This window comes from Amycolatopsis minnesotensis (assembly GCF_039529815.1).
Taxonomy (GTDB): domain Bacteria; phylum Actinomycetota; class Actinomycetes; order Mycobacteriales; family Pseudonocardiaceae; genus Amycolatopsis; species Amycolatopsis minnesotensis.
Genome location: NZ_BAAANN010000030.1, coordinates 97,816 through 113,892 on the forward strand (window position 1 = coordinate 97,816; position 16,077 = coordinate 113,892).

A 16,077-nucleotide genomic window follows, 5' to 3' on the forward strand; every position below is an offset into this window, starting at 1 on the left:
GCGTGTCGCAACCGTGAGAGGAACCTCCCGATGCCGGAAACCCTGCCGTCGCCCGTCGAAACGCCTTACCGCTGGCGATGGGCCGCACTCGCCGCACTGCTGACCGCCGAGGCGATGAACCTGCTGGACTCCACGATCGTGCAGGTCGCGGGTCCCACCGTGCACGAAGCGCTCGGCGGCGCGGTGTCCGACATCCAGTGGTTCAGCACCGCCTACACCCTGCCGTTCGCCGTCCTGCTCATCACCGGGGGCAGGCTCGGCGACATCTTCGGCCGCCGCCGCGTGTTCCGCGTCGGCGTCACCGGCTTCCTGCTTTCGTCGCTGGCGTGCGCGATGAGCCCGTCGGCGGAGCTGCTGATCGGGTTCCGCGCCGTGCAGGGCGCGGCGGCGGCGATGATCATCCCGCAGACCATCGGGCTGATCAAAACGATGTTCGCGGGACCCGGGATGTCGAAGGCGCTCGGCAGCATCGGGCCGGTGATGGGGCTGTCCGCCGTCTGCGGGCCGGTCCTCGGCGGTGTGCTGACGCACGCGAACCTCTTCGGGTCCTCGTGGCGGTCGGTGTTCCTGGTGAACGTCCCGCTTTCGGTGCTCGTGCTCGCGATCGCGCCGAAAATGATGGAGAACAGGGCACCGCGGCGACCCGGCCTCGACCCCACCGGCACCGCGCTCGCGACGCTGGGTGTCGGCCTGATCGTCTACCCGCTGGTCGAATCGGACATCACGCGGCTGTCCACGGCGAGTTGGATGGCGCTCAGCGCGGGGCTTGCCGTCCTGGTGGTCTTCGCCGGGAACCAGCGCCGGACGGCGCGCCGCGGCGGGCGCCCGCTCGTCGAAGTCAGCCTCTTCACCCGCCGGGTCTTTCCCGCGGCACTGCTCACCTCGACGCTGTTCTTCGCGGTCACCACCGGGCTGACGCTCGTGGTCGTGCTCGAAAAGCAGCTCGGCGAATCGGCCACGGTGCTGACCGCGGGACTGACCCTCGTGCCGTGGTCGGTCGGCATGGCCGTCACCTCGTGGGTGGCGGGCGCGTACCTGGTGCCGAGGTTCGGCGACCGCGTGCTGTTCGCCGGGCTCGGGGTTGTGATCGCCGGTCTGGTCGCCGCGGTGTTCGCGTATCCGGCCGCGAGCCCGGTGCCCCTGCTGTGCGCGCTGCTGGTCGTCGGGCTCGGCGTCGGCCTGTTCACGCCCGCGTTCTTCACCTCGGCGCTGCACGTGGTGAGCCCGCAGGAAGTCGGCTCGGCCGCTGGCCTGATCAACGCCGTGCAGCAGCTCGGTTCGACGCTCGGGGTCGCGGTGCTCGGCGGTGCCTACCTCGGCGGCTCCGGCGGCGCGCCGCACGCCGCGCAGGTCGCGTTCGCCACGGCCGCCGGGCTGGCGCTCGTCTGCGTCGTCACCAGCGCGCTCATGCGTCCGCCACGGTGAGCGCGGTTTCCCGGCGCAGCAGGAGCCCGGCCGCGACGGAACCCGCCGTGGTGATCGCGCAGAGGACGGCGAACAGGATGCCGATCACCCAGGCCGACCCGTCGAGCGCGGTCGACATCGCCAGCGCGAGCGACGGGACGAACCCGCCGATCAGCCCCGCGATGTTGTAGGAGACCGCGACCGCGCTGTACCGGGTGTCGTCGGTGAACAACTGCGACAGCAGGGTTCCCATCGGGCCGTAGGGAATGCCGAGCAGGCCGATCCCGATGGCGACGCCGAGCACGACCAGCACGGCGTCGCCGGTCGCGATCATCGCGGTCAGCGGGAAGGCCGCGACGACGCAGACGGCGCCGCCGACGGCCATGATCCGCCACGGTGTCCTGCGGTCGGCCATGCGCCCGGACACGATGATGCACGCGCCTTCGAGCAGTGCGCCGAGCAGCGTGGCGAGCAGCATCGTGTCGGCGGACAGGCCGAGGGTCTTGGTGCCGAAGCCGACCGCGTACGTAGTCAGCAGGAAGAAGGCGCCGGAGGCGAACATCGCGGCCGCCGCGGCGGCGAGCAGCCTGCCCCAGCTCGTGCGCGCGAGTTTCACCAGCGGGATCCGGACTTCCCGCTCTTCTTCGCGAACTTGTTGGAACAGCGGGGATTCCTCGACCCGCAGGCGGAGGTAGACGGCGACGACGAGAAAGGGGAACGCCAGCAGGAACGGGATCCGCCAGCCCCAGCCGAGCAGTTCGTCGTCGGGGAGCAGGGTGACCGCGGAGGCGACGGCGGAGGACGCGATCGTGCCGATCGGCGAGCCGAGCTGGGGCATCGACCCGTACCACGCCCGCTTCTCCACCGGTGCGTGCTCGACGGCCATCAGCACCGCGCCGCTCCATTCGCCGCCGAGTGAAAGTCCTTGCACGAACCGGAGAACGGCCAGCAGGATCGGCGCGGCGATGCCGATGGAGGAGTAGGTCGGCAGCAGCCCGATCGCCCCGGTCGCGGTGCCGATCAGCACGATGGTCGTGATCAGCGTCGTCTTGCGGCCGACCCGGTCGCCGAGGTGTCCGAAGAGGACCGCGCCGATCGGCCTTGCCACGAACCCCACCGCGAAGGTCAGCAGCGACGCGATGCCGCCGACCGCGGGATCGAGGGCGGGGAAGAAGAGCTTGTTGAACACGAGCGCCGCGAACAGCCCGTAGAGGATGTACTCGTACCACTCCATCGAGGTGCCGAGCAGCGACGAAACCACGACGCGGCGGGCCTCCCGTGCCCGCCGGTCGACCGGCTCCGCCATCCGCATGGTGCGAGATCTTGTGCGGGGGTCGTCAGATTGTCAACAACTCGACGGTCACCGGGCGGTGGTCCGGTTCACCGCGGACCCGGCCAGCAGACGGCCTCGGGCCTCCAGCGTGCGCACGAGCTGGGAGAGCGTGCCGTTGAGGACGAGGTAGACCAGCGCGACGACGAGGTAGGTGGGCAGCAGGGCGTGCGTGAACGTGGCCAGCACCTTGCCGCTCGCGAGCAGTTCGCCGTAGTTGACGACGTAGCCGAGGCTGGTGTCCTTCAACAGCCCCACGCACTGGCTGACCAGTGCGGGTGCCGCGCGCCGGACCGCCTGCGGCAGCAGCACGTGCCGCATGACCTGGGCCGGGCGCAGGCCGACCGCGGCGGCGGCTTCGCGCTGCCCGGTGTCGATCCCGGTGATCCCGGCGCGGAAGACCTCGGCGAACCCGGCCGCGCTGCTGACCGCGAGCGGCACGACGAGCTTCCACAGCAAGGGCATGTCGAGGCCGTAGCCGGGGAGCGCGAAGAGCGTCACGTAGACCAGCAGCAGTGCGGGCACGACCCGGATGACCTCGACGTAGGCGCGGCCGACGGCGCGGAGCACCGCGAACCGAGACAGGCGGGCCAGCGCGACGACGAGCCCGCCCGCGGCGCCGAGCGCGATCGAAAGGACGGCGGCGAGCGCGGTCGAGCCGAGCCCGTCGAGCAGGTACCGCCAGATCGGCCAGGTGCCGAACGGCGACCACAACGTCGCGTCGAGCTGACCCGCGGCGGCGAACCTGACGACGGCGGCGGTGCTCGCGCCGATCGCGAACACGGTGGCGACGACCGACGCGATCCTGGTGCGGCGGCGGGTTTTCGGCCCTGGGTGGTCGAACAGGCGGCCGCCGCCCGGCGCGTCACCGGCGCGCCTGAGCACCAGCCTTCGTTCGAGCCGCCCGGTGATCGCGGAGATCACCACGGCGAGCGCGGCGTACCCGACGCCCGCCGCGGTGAACAGCAGGATCGGGTCGGCCGCGGCGAGGTTGATCCGGTGCGCGGTGGCGGTCAGCTCGACGACACCGGCCGCCGCTGCGAGCGCGGTGTTCATCGCGACCATGATGGTGAGGTTGCCCAGCGGCTGGACCACGGCGCGCAACGCCTGCGGCAGCACGATGCTCGCGAGCGTGCGGACGGTGCCGAAGCCGAGCGCCCGTGCCGCTTCGGTCTGCCCGAGCGGCACGGAGTTGATCCCGGCGCGCACGGTTTCGGCGTAGTACGCCGCCGAGTACAGCCCGCTCGCCACCACGACGGTGGTCGCCAGCGGCATGGTCAGGCCGATCTCCGGCAGCGCGAACACCCACAGCACGATCCACACCAGCAGCGGGATGTTCTGCTGCAGCTCGACGTAGGCGCCAGCGACTATCCTCAGTGGACGGACGGGGGACACCCGCGCCGCCACCAGCAGCAGCCCGAGCGGGAGCGCGACCACGACCGTCAGCGCGGTCAGTTCCACGGTGGTGAGGAGCCCGTCGGCGAGCAGGCCGAGGTTGTCCAGTACGACGTTCATCCGGTAACGGTGCCGAGGCTTCCGGTGCCGCGGTTCAGGATCCCGGAACGGAACCGATGGCGGGCGGCGCCGGTGCGGCGCCCTCGACGACGGTTCCGAGCGACGCCTTCCACGCCTCCTGCCACAGGCCGGCGTCCTGGATCTTCTTCAGCCAGTCGTTGACGAACTTCTTGAACGTGTCGTCGCCGAGCTTGAGCCCGATGCCGTAGGGGTCGCTGGTGAACGGCTGACCGACGATCTTGATCTTCTTGTTGAGCTGCGACTGGGCGGCGAGCAGCGTGAGGTCCTGGACGTAGGCGACGCCGCGGCCCTGTTCGAGGCCGAGCACGCATTCCGGGTCGGTGTCGAAGGTGACGACGTCGGCGGTCGGGGCCTTCTCCTTGACGGCCGCGATCGCGGGTGTGTTGGCGCCCGCGACGACCTTCTTCCCCGCGAGGTCCGCCGGTTCGCTGATGCCGGTGGTTTCCTTCAGCGTGGCGATGGCCTGCCCCGACACCAGGTACGGCCCGGCGAAGCTCACCTTCTTCGCGCGCTCCGGGGAAATGGTGTAGGTCTGCAGCACCACGTCGACGGTGCCGTTCGCCAGCAGGGGCTCCCTGGTCACCGAACTCGATTCGGTGATCTTGGCCGACGGCTGGCCGGTGATGTACTTCGCCAGCAGCTTGCCGAGCGTCGCGTCGAATCCTTCGACCCCGCCGGTGACCGGGTTCTGCTGCGACAGCAGTGGCGCGTCCAGCGAACCCCCGACGGCGAGCAGCCCCCGCGTCTTGATGGCGGTCGCGGTCGGCGACTGCGCGAGCTCGGCGTCCGAGGCGACGGGGGCGCGGTCGAGCAGGTTCTGCGTGCTGCCGCCGGGCGCCGGCGTGCTCTGGCCGCTGGAGCCGCACGCGGAAAGCGACGCACCCAGCAGGACGATCGCACCGATCGCGGCGCGTGCGACGAGGGTACGGGGCATGGGGCAGCTCCAGTTTCGGTTTTGTCCGGTGACGGCGGCGTAATGTGAGAATGGTTCAGTCCACCGGGTGACGTCAAGCGATCCGCCGGACGCGGTTGGTGAAGGCCCCTCCGGCCGTTGTTCTGGGAATCCCGTGCACAAGGCGGCGTTCGGCCTTCCCTTTCCACTCAGTGGCCGATAGTGTCGACGCCCAATCGGACGCTCTTCGCCAACCGTTTACGCCGGAGGACAGACCGACCGGGGCGGCAAACTGGGGAGGAGTCCGTCGTGGCAGAGCCAAGCCGTGAACCGGCGCACGGGCTTCGGAACTGGCGCCTGCGCGCGAAGGTCGCGCTGGTCGTCGTGGTGCCGACGGTGGCCGCGCTCTTCCTCGCGGGTCTCCACGTAGTCGACGCGTTCGAAAACAGCGCGGTCTACGAGCGCGCGGGCCAGCGGATCGACCTGGACCGCACGATCGCCGCGACCACCGACACCGTGCAGGACGAACGCGAAGCGATGTCGGTGTGGATCGCGGGCGGGCGCGCCGACCGCGGCCAGCTCGACGCCCGCATCCAGCGGTCCGGCGAGGCGGTGTCGGCACTGCGCGACGCCGCGGAGGATGTCGCCGATCTCCACGACGACGCGACCAGCGCCCTCTACCAGCAGGCGATGACCAGGCTCGGGAGCCTGGACAGCCTCCGCGACGCGGCGCGCGCACCGGGCTTTTCCGATCTCGCGGTGCAGACGAGCTACACCGCGGTGGTCACCGCGCTCATCGTGGTCGCGGACCAGTTCGGCGCGGACGTCGCGAACCGGGGGATGCAGCACCGGCACGACGCGTTGACGTTCCTCGCCGACATCAAGGAGTTTTCGGCGCAGCAGAACACCTATCTGCACACCGCGGCGTTGCACGGCGCGTTCGAGCCCGCGGAGCTGAGGCAGCTCGTGACCGCCGAAGCGAACCTGCTCGCCGCGATGGACCGGTTCAACTCCGTCGCGACGTCGCGCGCGCAGACCGACTACGCCACCAGGGTTTCCGGCGACGTGGTCGCGAGGCGGTTCGAAATCCAGCACCTCGCCCTGATGCGCGCGAAGGCGGGGATCCCGCTCGACCTCGACCCGGCCACGGTCGCCCAGCTCTGCTCGGCGACCATCGACCTGATCAGGGGGTTCGAGCAGTACCTGTTCGACGACGCGGCAGGCTACGCCGAAGGGCTCATCGACGCCGAGTACCGCGCGCTCGTGGTCACCTCGGCCATCATCCTGGCCGCGCTGCTCGTCACGCTGGGGCTGACCTACCTGGTGGCGCGCTCGCTGGTGCGGCCGCTGCGCGCGCTCCGCGACCACGCGCTCGCGGTCGAAGGGGAGCTGCCGGGATCGGTCGAGGAGATCATGCGCGCCCGCGACCCCGCCGAGGTCGCCGGGCGCGCGGTCGAACCGGTCCCGGTGCACACCACCGAGGAGATCGGGCAGGTCGCGCGCGCGTTCGACGTGGTGCACCGGTGCGCGCTCGAAATGGCCGCGGAACAGGCTTCCCTGCGGGAAAGGGTCAACGGGATCTTCGCGAACCTGTCGCGCCGCTCGAACGGGATCGTGGAACGCCAGCTCGACATCATCGACCAGTCCGAGACGAGCGAACAGGATCCCGACTACCTGGCGGGCCTGTTCGAACTGGACCACCTGACCACGCGGCTGCGGCGCAACGCCGAAAGCCTGCTGGTGCTGTCCGGCGCCGGGCTCGCGAGTTCGAGTCCGAAGCCGGTGGCCGTCGAGGAGATCACCGGCGCCGCCGTCTCGGAGGCGGAGCAGTACGCGCGGATCGAGATCGGCCCGATCCCGCTCGTGGCCGTGCGGGGGCACGTGGCGAGCGATCTGGTGCACCTGCTCGCCGAACTGCTCGACAACGCGACGGACTTCTCGGAACCGGGCACGAAGGTCGGCATCCAGCCGGTGGTGACGCGGCACCAGTCGCTCGCGGTCCAGATCGCCGACCACGGCATCGGGATGTCGGCGGACCAGCTCGAGGAGGCGAACCTCCGGCTCGCGGACCCGCCGGGGCTCGACGTCTCGGTGACCAAGCGGATGGGGCTGTACGTCGTGGCGCGGCTGGCGAAGCGGCACGGGATCGACGTGCGCCTGCACCCGAACGAGAGCCGGAACGGTGACACCGCGGGCATCGTGGCGCGGATCGTGGTCCCGGCGGGGCTGCTCGCGCCGTTGCCCGCCAGCCAGGAGACGCCCGCGCCCCGCCCGGTCGAGCGGCACCAGCCGGGGGTGAGCAGCATCCCGCCGGTCAGGCGGCGCCGAGCCGGCGCGCGAGGGTCCGGACCCGTTCGGTGACCGCTTCGGGGGCGTCGACGGTGAACGGGGCGCCGAGTGCCGCGATCGCGGCGACGTACTGCACCACGAGATCCGCCGATTCGCCGCTGATCCGGACGGTGCACCGGCCGGGGCCGTCGGGCTCGATGCTGCCCGGCACGGCCGCGAACACCCCGGCCTTGACCTCTTCCGCAGGCAGTTCGACGCCCAGGTGCGCGGTGTACCGGTACGGGGCGGTCGCGAGCGAGCGCGTGAGGTAGGTCGCCGGGTCCGGCGCGGGGAGTTCGCGCGGGCTGAACTGCCGGTGCGTCGGGACGGGATCGGTGATCCGGTCGACGCGGAAGGTGCGCCAGTCGTCGCGGGCGGGATCGTGCGCGATCAGGTACCAGTAGCCGCGCACCAGCACGAGGTGGTGCGGCTCGACCCGCCGCTCGCCGCGCGACCCGTCGCGGGTCAGGTAGCCGAACGACAGGATCTCCTGGTCGCGGCAACACCCGGCGACCACGGCGAGCATGGCGGGCTCCACGCGCGGAGCGTCGCGGTGGGGGATGACCGCGGCGCTCGTCACCGCGGCAATCCTCGGGCGGAGGCGTGCGGGCAGCACCTGTTCCAGTTTCGTCAGCGCCCGCACCGAGCTGTCCTCGATCCCGGCGACGCTCCCGTTCGCCGAAGTCACCAGCCCGACCGCGACCGCGATCGCCTCTTCGTCGTCGAGCAGCAGCGGCGGCAGGTTCTTGCCGGACGCCAGCCGGTAGCCGCCCGCGCTCCCGGTGGTGCTGTCCACGGGGTAGTCGAGGCGGCGCAGGCGGTCGATGTCGCGGCGCAGGGTCCTGCCGGTCACCCCGAGCCGGTCCGCGAGGTCCTGACCGGACCATTCGCGCCTGCTCTCCAGCAGCGACAGCAGGCGGAGAAGGCGGCCGGCCATGTCCTTGCGCGTCGATCCCTCGTCCACCGATCCAGAATGCCACGCCTTGAGGACAAGATGTGTCCTCAAGGCGTTCTAGCTTGGGCGTATGGCTGAAACGACGAAGAACCAGATCGACGCGCTGAAGGTGACCGGCCCGGTCACCGGCCCCGGCGCGGACGGCTACGACGAGGAGCGGACCGGGTTCCAGCTCCTCGACCCCCACCGGCCCGAGGTGCTGGTGGGCGCGACGAACGTGGACGACGTGCGGGCGGCCGTCGAGTTCGCGGCCGCGCGCGGAAGCCGCGTCGCGGTGCAGGCGACCGGGCACGGGCAGATCCGCGCACTGGACGGCGGCGTGCTGATCACCACGCGGCGGATGTCCGGGGTCGAGGTGGATCCGGCGGCGCGCACGGCGTGGGTCGAGGCGGGGGCGACCTGGCACCAGGTGATCGAAGCGGCCGCGCCGCACGGTCTCGCGCCGCTGTCCGGCAGCTTCCCCGGCGTCGGCGCGGTGTCCTACACACTCGGCGGCGGTATCGGCCTGCTCGCCAGGAAGTACGGCTTCGCCGCCGATCACGTGCGCCGCATCGACCTGGTGACCGCGGACGGGCGGCTGCGCGAGGTGACCGAAACGAGCGACCCCGACCTGTTCTGGGCGCTGCGCGGCGGTGGCGGCAACTTCGGCGTGGTCACCGGGATGGAGATCGGCCTGGTGCCGGTGTCCCGGATCTACGGTGGTGGCCTGTTCTTCGACGTGGGCCAGGTGCCGGAGATACTGGCCGGCTGGCACCGCTGGGCCGCGGATCTGCCGGAGGAGATGACCGCCGCGGTGGCGATGCTGCCCTTCCCTGATCTGCCGATGGTGCCGGAACCGTTGCGCGGCAAGCACATCGCGCAGGTGCAGATCGCCTACACCGGCTCGGCGGAGGACGGCGAACGGCTGCTCGGCCCGGTGCGCGCCCTGGGGCCGGTCGTCCACGACACCGTGCGCGAGGTCCCGTTCACCGAGTCGGGCGCGGTGTTCGACGAGCCGGACCGGCCGCACGCCTACCGCTCGGCGAACCTGCTGGTGCGCGATCTCGACGCGCCGGACATGCTGACCGCGCTGACGAAGGCGGCGGGACCGTCGGCGCCGGTGATGTGCGTGGTCGGGCTGCGGCGTCTCGGGGGCGCGCTCGCCAGGGCGCCGCGGATCCCGAACGCCGTCGGACACCGCGACGCGGGATATTCGCTCGGCGTGCTGTCCCCGGTTGAGCCAGGCCAGCAGGAGGCAGTGCGGGCGCTGCACCGCGATCTTCTCGAACCGTGGTCCGGGCAGGCGATGGGGCGGTCACTGAACTTCACCTACGACGAACTCGGCGCGGACGAGATCGCCGCCGCGTTCGCGCCGGCGGATCACCGGCGGCTCACCGAGATCCGCGCGCGGCACGACCCGCGTGCGATGTTCCACGTGAACCATCCGATTTTGGTGCCTCACAAGTAATCGAGGTGCACACCGTCGATGGACCAAATGGCTGATGCGTCCCCACGATGGGCGGCAACGAGGGCGGGGAAGTAGTCACGCAGCGCTTGTTCGTAGGTCAGGCTGCCGTCCATCAGCTCCCGGCACGCGAGCACGACGCGGTCGAGATCTTCGGTGATCCTCGCCAGTGTCATGCTCGGTGTCCGGGGGCCGTCCGCACCGTCGACGACGATCTCCGCGTCGTCGAACTGGGTGAAGCTGGGGTACCGCTCCGGGTCGGGGAGGATCGACCGGAACGGCACGTGGTTGAAGAAGTACTCGAACCATCGGCCGCCGGACAGCGTCAGCCACGGCGTGCCGACGGCCAGCGCGGCGAGCCCGAAACCGGTGTGCGGGGAGAGGAAGACCCCGGACGCTTCGACCACGGCGAGCTGTTCGGCCAGCGGGAGGTCGAAGCAGTTCACCGGCCGCGACCGGTGCGCGAGCAGGCTCGCGAGCGCTTCTTCGCCGAACGAGGTCGCCGTGCGCTCGGACTTCGCCAGCTTGCCAAGCAGCACGATCCGCGCGTCGGGGAACTCGTCGTGCAGCGCGTCGAGGACGAGCGTCCACGACCGCGGTGACGGGTAGAGCGGCGACGGGCTCGATCCGGCCGGCATCACCACGATCCGGTCGGGGTGGTCGCCGAGCCGTGCGGCGGCGGCCGTCCTGGCCGGTTCCGGCAGCGCCAGCCGCAACCGCTGGTGCCGCAGGTATCCCGCCGCCGGACTGCTGACGACGGAACGACCGGACCGCGCGGTCAGGTGGCGGTCGGAAGCCGCGTAGTAGTCGCGGAGCCCGGGAAACGTGGAGAGCTGGATGTCCTGGTAGCGCCGGAAGTCGTCGAGCACCCAGTCCCATTCGCGCGGGATGCCGTCGAGCCTGCCGCCGCCGTCGGGGCACGGTTCGAGGAAGGGGTGGTCGATCGCGTAGGCGGCGCTGACCGCGGGGCAGTACGAGGCGAGCTCGACCGGGGTGGCGGCGTTGAGCGCCACCGCGATTTCCCGGTCGGGGTTCGCCGCGTAGTGCCCCTGGCAGTAGTGCAAAGCCTCGATGGCGTGCCCGACGGGTTGGGCGTAGAAGAAGTTCACGAGCGCGCGTTCGGTCACGTGCGCATCCTGTCGTGTTCCGCTACCGCGCGCGAACGTATTTCCAGGCGCCGTCCTCGCGGGCGAACAAGCTGTTCTCCCGCAGCTCGCCGCGTTCACCGTGCAGGCGGTAGTGCGCGCGGAATTCGACGGTGCCCTCGGCCTGCAGCAGGCCACCGCCGGTCCTGCCGAGGATTTCGAGCAGCGTCCAGCGCTGGTCGGGGTCGAGTTCGAGCCGTTTCGGCCGGGTCTTCGCCGACCAGGTCCGTGCCAGGTATCCGGCGTCGCCCACCGCGAACGCGCTGTACCGCGACCGCATCAGGTGCTCGGCGGTAGGCGCCGCGGCCGTCCCCCGGTGGAACGGCCCGCAGCAGTCGTCGTAGGTTTCGCCGGTGCCGCACGGGCACCGCTTCGGGGTGGTCACGCGCCGATTGTGCCGAACCCCTGGTGATCAGGTCGAAGGTGTGCCGCGGGACGAGGGGAGCGTCAGCCGGAACCCGGCCACGGGTACGAGCCGATCACCTCCGCCAGCGCGGCCACCGGCCCGTGCGTCACCGGACGGCGGCTGGTCAACGCGAACGCCACGGAGCCGGGATCGGGCAACGGGTCGGCCAGCTCGCCGAGCCCGTCCGGCACCACGGAGGCCGCGAACACGGCGACCCCGAGCCCGGCGAGCGTCGCCGCGCGCAGCCCGTTCAGCCGATCGCACGTGCACGCGATCCGCCAGCTGAACCCGTTGCGCCGCAAGCATTCCAGTGCTCGCGTGCGGGTGATGCTCGGCTCCGGGTACACCACCAGCGGAACCGGCTCGCCGCGGTCGAGCCGCAGGCCGGGCGCGCCGACCCAGACCAGCGGGTCGGCCCACATACCGCCGTCGCCGGACCCGCGCTTGGCGAACACGAGGTCCAGCTTGTCCGCGGCGAGCTGGTCGTGCAGCACCGCGCTGAGTTCCACGGTGAGTTCGAGGTCGACCATCGGGTGGCTGCGCCGGAACCGCCGCAGGACCTCCGGGAGCCTGCCGAGGACGAGGTCCTCGCTGACGCCGAGGCGGATCCGGCCGCGCAGTTCCGGGCGCGAGAAGTAGCGCATCACCACGTCCTGCTGGTCGAGGATGCCCCTGGCGAACCCGGTCAGCACCTCACCGTCGCCGGTCAGGGTGACGCTGTGGGTGTCTCGGGTGAACAGCTCGCGGCCGACGGCCGCCTCCAGCCGCCGGATCTGCTGGCTCACCGTCGACTGGCCCAGTGCGAGCCTTCGCGCGGCCTCGCTGAACCCGCCCGCTTCCGCGACCGCCAGGAACGTCCTCAACTGCACCGGATCAAGCACCGTTCCGGATTACCACAGTCCTCCGCCGAGCGCGGTGAAAGTGGCAAGGAGAACATTATTTGCGCTTCGTGATCACCACGGGTTCGATCTTCTGGGGGATGGCGCCGAATGCGGAGGCGGGCACACCGAAAACGGCGCCGAGAACATCGCGCGGCAGCGAGTTCAAGGTGCCGACGATACCGATGTCGTCGTTCGGCTCCGCGGTGCTCGTGTTGAAGATCACCAATACGTCGAGACTTTCGGTGGTGCTGGCGTTTTCGAAGTAGTGGAAGAATCCGGTCGGCGCGAACACCAGCTCGCCCTTGCCCGATTCGAAGACGTCGTTGTGGTACGAACCGTCGGCGTGCGTGCCGAGGATCGTCCATTTCGCGGTACCGCTGATGATGTAGTTCAGCTCCCACGCGTTCGGGTGCCAGTGCGGTTCCCTGATGCCGCCGACGTCGAGGTGCACCAGGTACACCGAGCCGTTTTGCCCGGCCAGCACCGGAAAGGTGTCCTCGTTGGCGCCGCGCAGGGTCCCGCCGTCGAACGTGGTCGGCGCCGTCTTGCTCAGCGGGAAGACGTGCGCGTGACCCGGCGGTTTCGGCGGGCCGGCGGCCGCCGGGGCCGCCGCCGCGGCCGGGCTCGCCGCCGACGCGCCGCCGAGGCCGATCGCCGCGGCGACCCCCGCGCCGGTGCCCAATGCGTTGCGCCTGCTGATCTCGGTCATGGAACCGCCTTCTTCCCTCGGGAACGAGCTTTCTGCACTCGATTTTCCGGAACGGGAGGTCAGCGGGAAATATCGTCTCCTGGATAACTGTTATCCGTGATCGCGATCGACCTCGCCGCCGCATTGAGCGCGTCGATACCGGCGGTGAGCACCGGATGGTTTTCACTGCCACGCCGGACATATGCCGCGATTCGGCGAGAAGGGCGCGGAGTCCGGTGCAACGGCAAGCGCGTCACGGCGTGCTCCGCGGGCACCGGGACCATCCTGGGCAGCAGGCAGACGCCGAGGCCGCAGGCGACCAGCGCGGAAACCGCGAACCATTCCTTGACACCGGGCCCGATCCGCGGGGTGAACCCGGCCGCGGCGCACGCGGTGAGCAGGAGCTGGTAGGTGTCGTTGTCCCTGGTCTTCACGATCCAGCTCTCCCCGGCCGCGTCCGCGAGCTCGACCTCGGGACGCTCGCACAGGGGATGACCCGACGGCACCAGGAGGTCCTGCGGGTCGTCGAGCAGCACGTGGCGGGAGAAGCGCGCGTCGTCGATCGGGGGCACGTCGGGCGTCGGCAGGACGACGGCGATCTCCGCTTCGCCGCTGAGCAGCCGGTCGAAACAGGTCTTCGTCTCCTCCTCGACGACGGCCACGGTGATGTCCTCGGCAAGCAGCGCGCGGGCGGCCGGTGCGACCAGTGCGGCGATCGCGGACGAAACGCCGCACACGCGCAGGGTGCCGCCGACACCGCCGTCGCGGTACCGCGCGAGGTCCGCCCGCACGCGTTCCCAGTAGGCGTACAGCTCGTCGGCGTGGTCGAGCAGCGCCAGCGCGGCCGGGGTGAGCCGGACTCGCCTTCCCTCGTGGCTCAACAGATCCACGTCGAGTTCGGCCGCCAGCAGGCGGAGCTGCTGGGACACCGCGGACGGCGTGAGGTGCAACTCGCGCGCCGCGGCCGTGACCGTGCCGCTGGCGGCGAGGACGCGCAGCACCTGCAGGCGGCGCAGATCGATCATGTAGTCGATTCTACAAAGAACCACCAGGAAACTTTCGATGGACGTGCACGGTTGACGGCGTGAAGCTGGCGGCATGGTCCCCGCGCCCGTCCTCATGCTCGCCAGCGTGTTGTCCGTCCAATTCGGACAGGCGTTCGGCAAGGGCCTGTTCGGCTCGGTCGGCCCGTGGGGCGTGGTGGCGCTCCGGCTGGGGTTCGCCGCACTGGTGCTGCTCGCGGTGTCCCGCCCGGCCCTGCCCCGCGACCCGCGCCGGATCGCGCTCGTCGCCGGGTTCGGCACCGCGATCGCCGGGATGAACTTCGTCTACCCGGCGCTGGCGTACCTGCCGCTCGGGGTGGCGAGCGGGATCCAGCTACTCGGGCCGTTCACGGTCGCGATCGTCACGAGCCGCCGCCTCGCGGACGTCGGGTTCGCGTGCCTTGCCGGGCTCGGTGTCTGGCTGGTGCACCGCCCCGGCGGCGCCGCGCTTCCGGTCGCGGGCGTGCTGTTCGCGGTCGTCTCCGCGGTGGCGATGGGCGGTTATCTGCTCTTGAGCAGGCGGGCGGGGGAGCGCAGCGCGGACGGCTCGCTGCTCGCGCTCGCGGTCGGCTTCGCCGCGGTGCTCACCGTCCCCGCCGGACTGGCCGAGAACGGCGCGGCGATGCTTCAGCCGCACGTGCTGCTCGCCGGGGCCGGGGTGGCGATCCTGTCCGCCGTTCTGCCGTACTCGCTCGAACTGGCGGCGCTGCGCAGGCTGCCGCCCCGCGTGGTCGCGGTACTGGCCTGCCTCGAACCGGCCGTGGCCGGGATCGCCGGGGTGGTGGTGCTCGCGGAGGCGATCCCGGTCCCGTCCTGGCTCGGCATCGGGGGCATCGTCACGGCCGCCGGGCTGGCCAGCACGACCTCGACGAGCGCGAACAGGCGTAGCTGAGCCGAAATCTGGGTTTCGGCGCTTCCGGTGTACTCGCGCGCCGTGGCCGGCGGGTCTCAAGAGGAGACGACACGATCGGGTCACCGGGGTGCCGTGCCGCCACTCTTCCGGCGGTTCCCTCAGCGGCTGGTCGTTCACCGCAGGTCCGCGGTGTTCTCCCGGACCGGGTTGCGGTTGCGGCGGCGCAGGCGCCAGTGCCCGCTCTTCGCGACGTCGACCACCTGCACGCGCTGAGCCGCGTGGCGCAGCTCGGCGATGCGGTGCGCGACCTGCGCCTGGACGGGGTCGTAAACGTATTCGGATCGCACGGTGGTCCTTCTTTCGATCGTGAACCTCTTCGATGGCGTTCACGATCGCGCTAAGGCCGGTGCGGCGGCATCGGACGATCACCTACGACGGGGCCGTGCCGCACCCCTTACGCCGCCGGAAGCCGGGCTCCGGGCGGGTAAGGGCGCCCGCGCGGACCTAAGTGGACGTTCGGTGGGGCGCATCTCTCGAAGGGCTTCAGGGGTGTGCATGTCGCGGATGTGGCCTTCACGGGGCCAGCTCGGTTCGGGATGCATGCCCCGAAGGTGCCCTTGGGGGAAGCTGATGCCGCGAAGGGCCCCTTCGGGGCATGCGGGCATGTGGGTCAGTCGCGTTCGGCGAGCGTGGCGGCGAGCACGGTGGCGTGGCTCGTGTCCAGGTCCCTGGTCGCGGTCAGCAGGGTGACGGTGCCGCCGGTTTCGCGGAGCGAAGCGAGTGCGCCGGCGCGTGCCGGTTCCGCCAGCTCGCCCCGGTACCGCTCGGCGAACTCGGCGAAGCGGCCGGGATCGTGCCCGTACCAGGTGCGCAGTTCGGTCGACGGTGCCACGTCGCGGCACCATTCGTCCAGTGCGGCGGCGTCCTTCTTGAGGCCGCGCGGCCAGAGCCGGTCCACCAGCACGCGCGTGCCGTCCTCGGGGCGTGGCCGGTCGTACACGCGCGCCACCCGGACATCGATCGACGGGGTCACGCGCACATTCTCCGATGGTGCCCGCCGGAGCGCCACCCTGGGCGCGCCGGTGCTCCGCACCCGCTGGATGCGCGGCGACAAGCGCCGGGCGAACCGGATCGACGAGGCTTCGGGGCTGTGGCGGAAGAACGACCCCGCG

At 71.1% G+C, this 16,077-nt stretch carries 15 protein-coding genes; 4 read left to right on the forward strand and 11 right to left on the reverse strand.

The features are described 5' to 3' along the window. Window positions 1-30 precede the first annotated feature (30 nt). Complete coding sequence (locus ABD256_RS31505; protein WP_344427271.1) at window positions 31-1,425, forward strand: MFS transporter; 1,395 nt, start codon at window positions 31-33, stop codon at window positions 1,423-1,425. Here the strand turns inward: ABD256_RS31505 and ABD256_RS31510 are convergent. Genes ABD256_RS31510 through ABD256_RS31520 form a run of 3 tightly spaced genes read right to left on the reverse strand, consistent with a single transcriptional unit; the run spans window position 1,406 to window position 5,204 of the window. Beyond that, complete coding sequence (locus ABD256_RS31510; RefSeq protein ID WP_344427274.1) at window positions 1,406-2,716, reverse strand: MFS transporter; 1,311 nt, start codon at window positions 2,714-2,716, stop codon at window positions 1,406-1,408. The genes ABD256_RS31505 and ABD256_RS31510 overlap by 20 nt on opposite strands. A gap of 48 nt (window positions 2,717-2,764) precedes the next feature. Continuing rightward, window positions 2,765-4,249, reverse strand: a complete 1,485-nt coding sequence (locus ABD256_RS31515; protein ID WP_344427276.1) for an amino acid ABC transporter permease — start codon at window positions 4,247-4,249, stop codon at window positions 2,765-2,767. 34 nt (window positions 4,250-4,283) lie between these two features. Beyond that, complete coding sequence (locus ABD256_RS31520; protein ID WP_344427279.1) at window positions 4,284-5,204, reverse strand: glutamate ABC transporter substrate-binding protein; 921 nt, start codon at window positions 5,202-5,204, stop codon at window positions 4,284-4,286. A 267-nt stretch (window positions 5,205-5,471) separates the two neighbouring features. On the opposite strand from ABD256_RS31520, the gene ABD256_RS31525 reads away from it, so the two are divergent. Next, window positions 5,472-7,523 (forward strand): sensor histidine kinase, encoded by a 2,052-nt coding sequence (locus tag ABD256_RS31525; RefSeq protein WP_344427281.1) that lies wholly within the window; start codon window positions 5,472-5,474, stop codon window positions 7,521-7,523. Here the strand turns inward: ABD256_RS31525 and ABD256_RS31530 are convergent. Further along, entirely contained in the window at window positions 7,477-8,427 is a 951-nt protein-coding gene (locus ABD256_RS31530) for a helix-turn-helix transcriptional regulator (protein WP_344427342.1), read from the reverse strand. The genes ABD256_RS31525 and ABD256_RS31530 overlap by 47 nt on opposite strands. Window positions 8,428-8,515: 88 nt before the next feature. Here ABD256_RS31530 and ABD256_RS31535 point away from each other — a divergent pair, with 88 nt between their 5' ends. Then, complete coding sequence (locus tag ABD256_RS31535; protein ID WP_344427284.1) at window positions 8,516-9,892, forward strand: FAD-binding oxidoreductase; 1,377 nt, start codon at window positions 8,516-8,518, stop codon at window positions 9,890-9,892. Here the strand turns inward: ABD256_RS31535 and ABD256_RS31540 are convergent. The 5 genes from ABD256_RS31540 to ABD256_RS31560 all read right to left on the reverse strand — a co-directional run bounded on the left by ABD256_RS31540 (window position 9,883) and on the right by ABD256_RS31560 (window position 14,034). Beyond that, on the reverse strand, window positions 9,883-11,016 hold the full coding sequence (locus ABD256_RS31540; protein ID WP_344427286.1) for a hypothetical protein: 1,134 nt from the start codon (window positions 11,014-11,016) through the stop codon (window positions 9,883-9,885). The genes ABD256_RS31535 and ABD256_RS31540 overlap by 10 nt on opposite strands. A gap of 22 nt (window positions 11,017-11,038) precedes the next feature. Beyond that, window positions 11,039-11,419, reverse strand: coding sequence for a YchJ family protein (locus tag ABD256_RS31545; protein WP_344427289.1), 381 nt, complete (start codon window positions 11,417-11,419; stop codon window positions 11,039-11,041). Window positions 11,420-11,481: 62 nt separating this feature from the next. Then, window positions 11,482-12,321 (reverse strand): LysR family transcriptional regulator, encoded by an 840-nt coding sequence (locus tag ABD256_RS31550; RefSeq protein ID WP_425546556.1) that lies wholly within the window; start codon window positions 12,319-12,321, stop codon window positions 11,482-11,484. Window positions 12,322-12,376: 55 nt separating this feature from the next. After that, complete coding sequence (locus tag ABD256_RS31555) at window positions 12,377-13,030, reverse strand: cupin domain-containing protein (RefSeq protein ID WP_344427293.1); 654 nt, start codon at window positions 13,028-13,030, stop codon at window positions 12,377-12,379. Window positions 13,031-13,089: 59 nt separating this feature from the next. Then, entirely contained in the window at window positions 13,090-14,034 is a 945-nt protein-coding gene (locus ABD256_RS31560; protein WP_344427295.1) for a LysR family transcriptional regulator, read from the reverse strand. Between the two features lie 73 nt (window positions 14,035-14,107). Between ABD256_RS31560 and ABD256_RS31565 the strand changes: the two genes are divergently transcribed. Further along, entirely contained in the window at window positions 14,108-14,944 is an 837-nt protein-coding gene (locus ABD256_RS31565) for an EamA family transporter (protein ID WP_344427297.1), read from the forward strand. Between the two features lie 134 nt (window positions 14,945-15,078). Here ABD256_RS31565 and ABD256_RS31570 read toward each other — a convergent pair whose 3' ends face one another. Together ABD256_RS31570 and ABD256_RS31575 are read right to left on the reverse strand one after the other, a co-directional pair. Further along, the gene (locus tag ABD256_RS31570) at window positions 15,079-15,252 is read right to left on the reverse strand and encodes a hypothetical protein (RefSeq protein WP_344427300.1); all 174 of its coding nucleotides are present in this window, start codon (window positions 15,250-15,252) and stop codon (window positions 15,079-15,081) included. A 323-nt stretch (window positions 15,253-15,575) separates the two neighbouring features. Continuing rightward, complete coding sequence (locus tag ABD256_RS31575) at window positions 15,576-15,938, reverse strand: DUF488 domain-containing protein (protein ID WP_344427303.1); 363 nt, start codon at window positions 15,936-15,938, stop codon at window positions 15,576-15,578. Window positions 15,939-16,077: the final 139 nt, after the last annotated feature.

Coding starts and splice junctions, on each gene's coding strand:
- ABD256_RS31505 (WP_344427271.1), top strand. CDS start 31: ATGCCGGAAACCCTGCCGTCGCCCGTCGAAACGCCTTACCGCTGGCGA.
- ABD256_RS31510 (WP_344427274.1), bottom strand. CDS start 2,716: ATGCGGATGGCGGAGCCGGTCGACCGGCGGGCACGGGAGGCCCGCCGC.
- ABD256_RS31515 (WP_344427276.1), bottom strand. CDS start 4,249: ATGAACGTCGTACTGGACAACCTCGGCCTGCTCGCCGACGGGCTCCTC.
- ABD256_RS31520 (WP_344427279.1), bottom strand. CDS start 5,204: ATGCCCCGTACCCTCGTCGCACGCGCCGCGATCGGTGCGATCGTCCTG.
- ABD256_RS31530 (WP_344427342.1), bottom strand. CDS start 8,427: ATGGCCGGCCGCCTTCTCCGCCTGCTGTCGCTGCTGGAGAGCAGGCGC.
- ABD256_RS31535 (WP_344427284.1), top strand. CDS start 8,516: ATGGCTGAAACGACGAAGAACCAGATCGACGCGCTGAAGGTGACCGGC.
- ABD256_RS31555 (WP_344427293.1), bottom strand. CDS start 13,030: ATGACCGAGATCAGCAGGCGCAACGCATTGGGCACCGGCGCGGGGGTC.
- ABD256_RS31560 (WP_344427295.1), bottom strand. CDS start 14,034: ATGATCGATCTGCGCCGCCTGCAGGTGCTGCGCGTCCTCGCCGCCAGC.
- ABD256_RS31565 (WP_344427297.1), top strand. CDS start 14,108: ATGGTCCCCGCGCCCGTCCTCATGCTCGCCAGCGTGTTGTCCGTCCAA.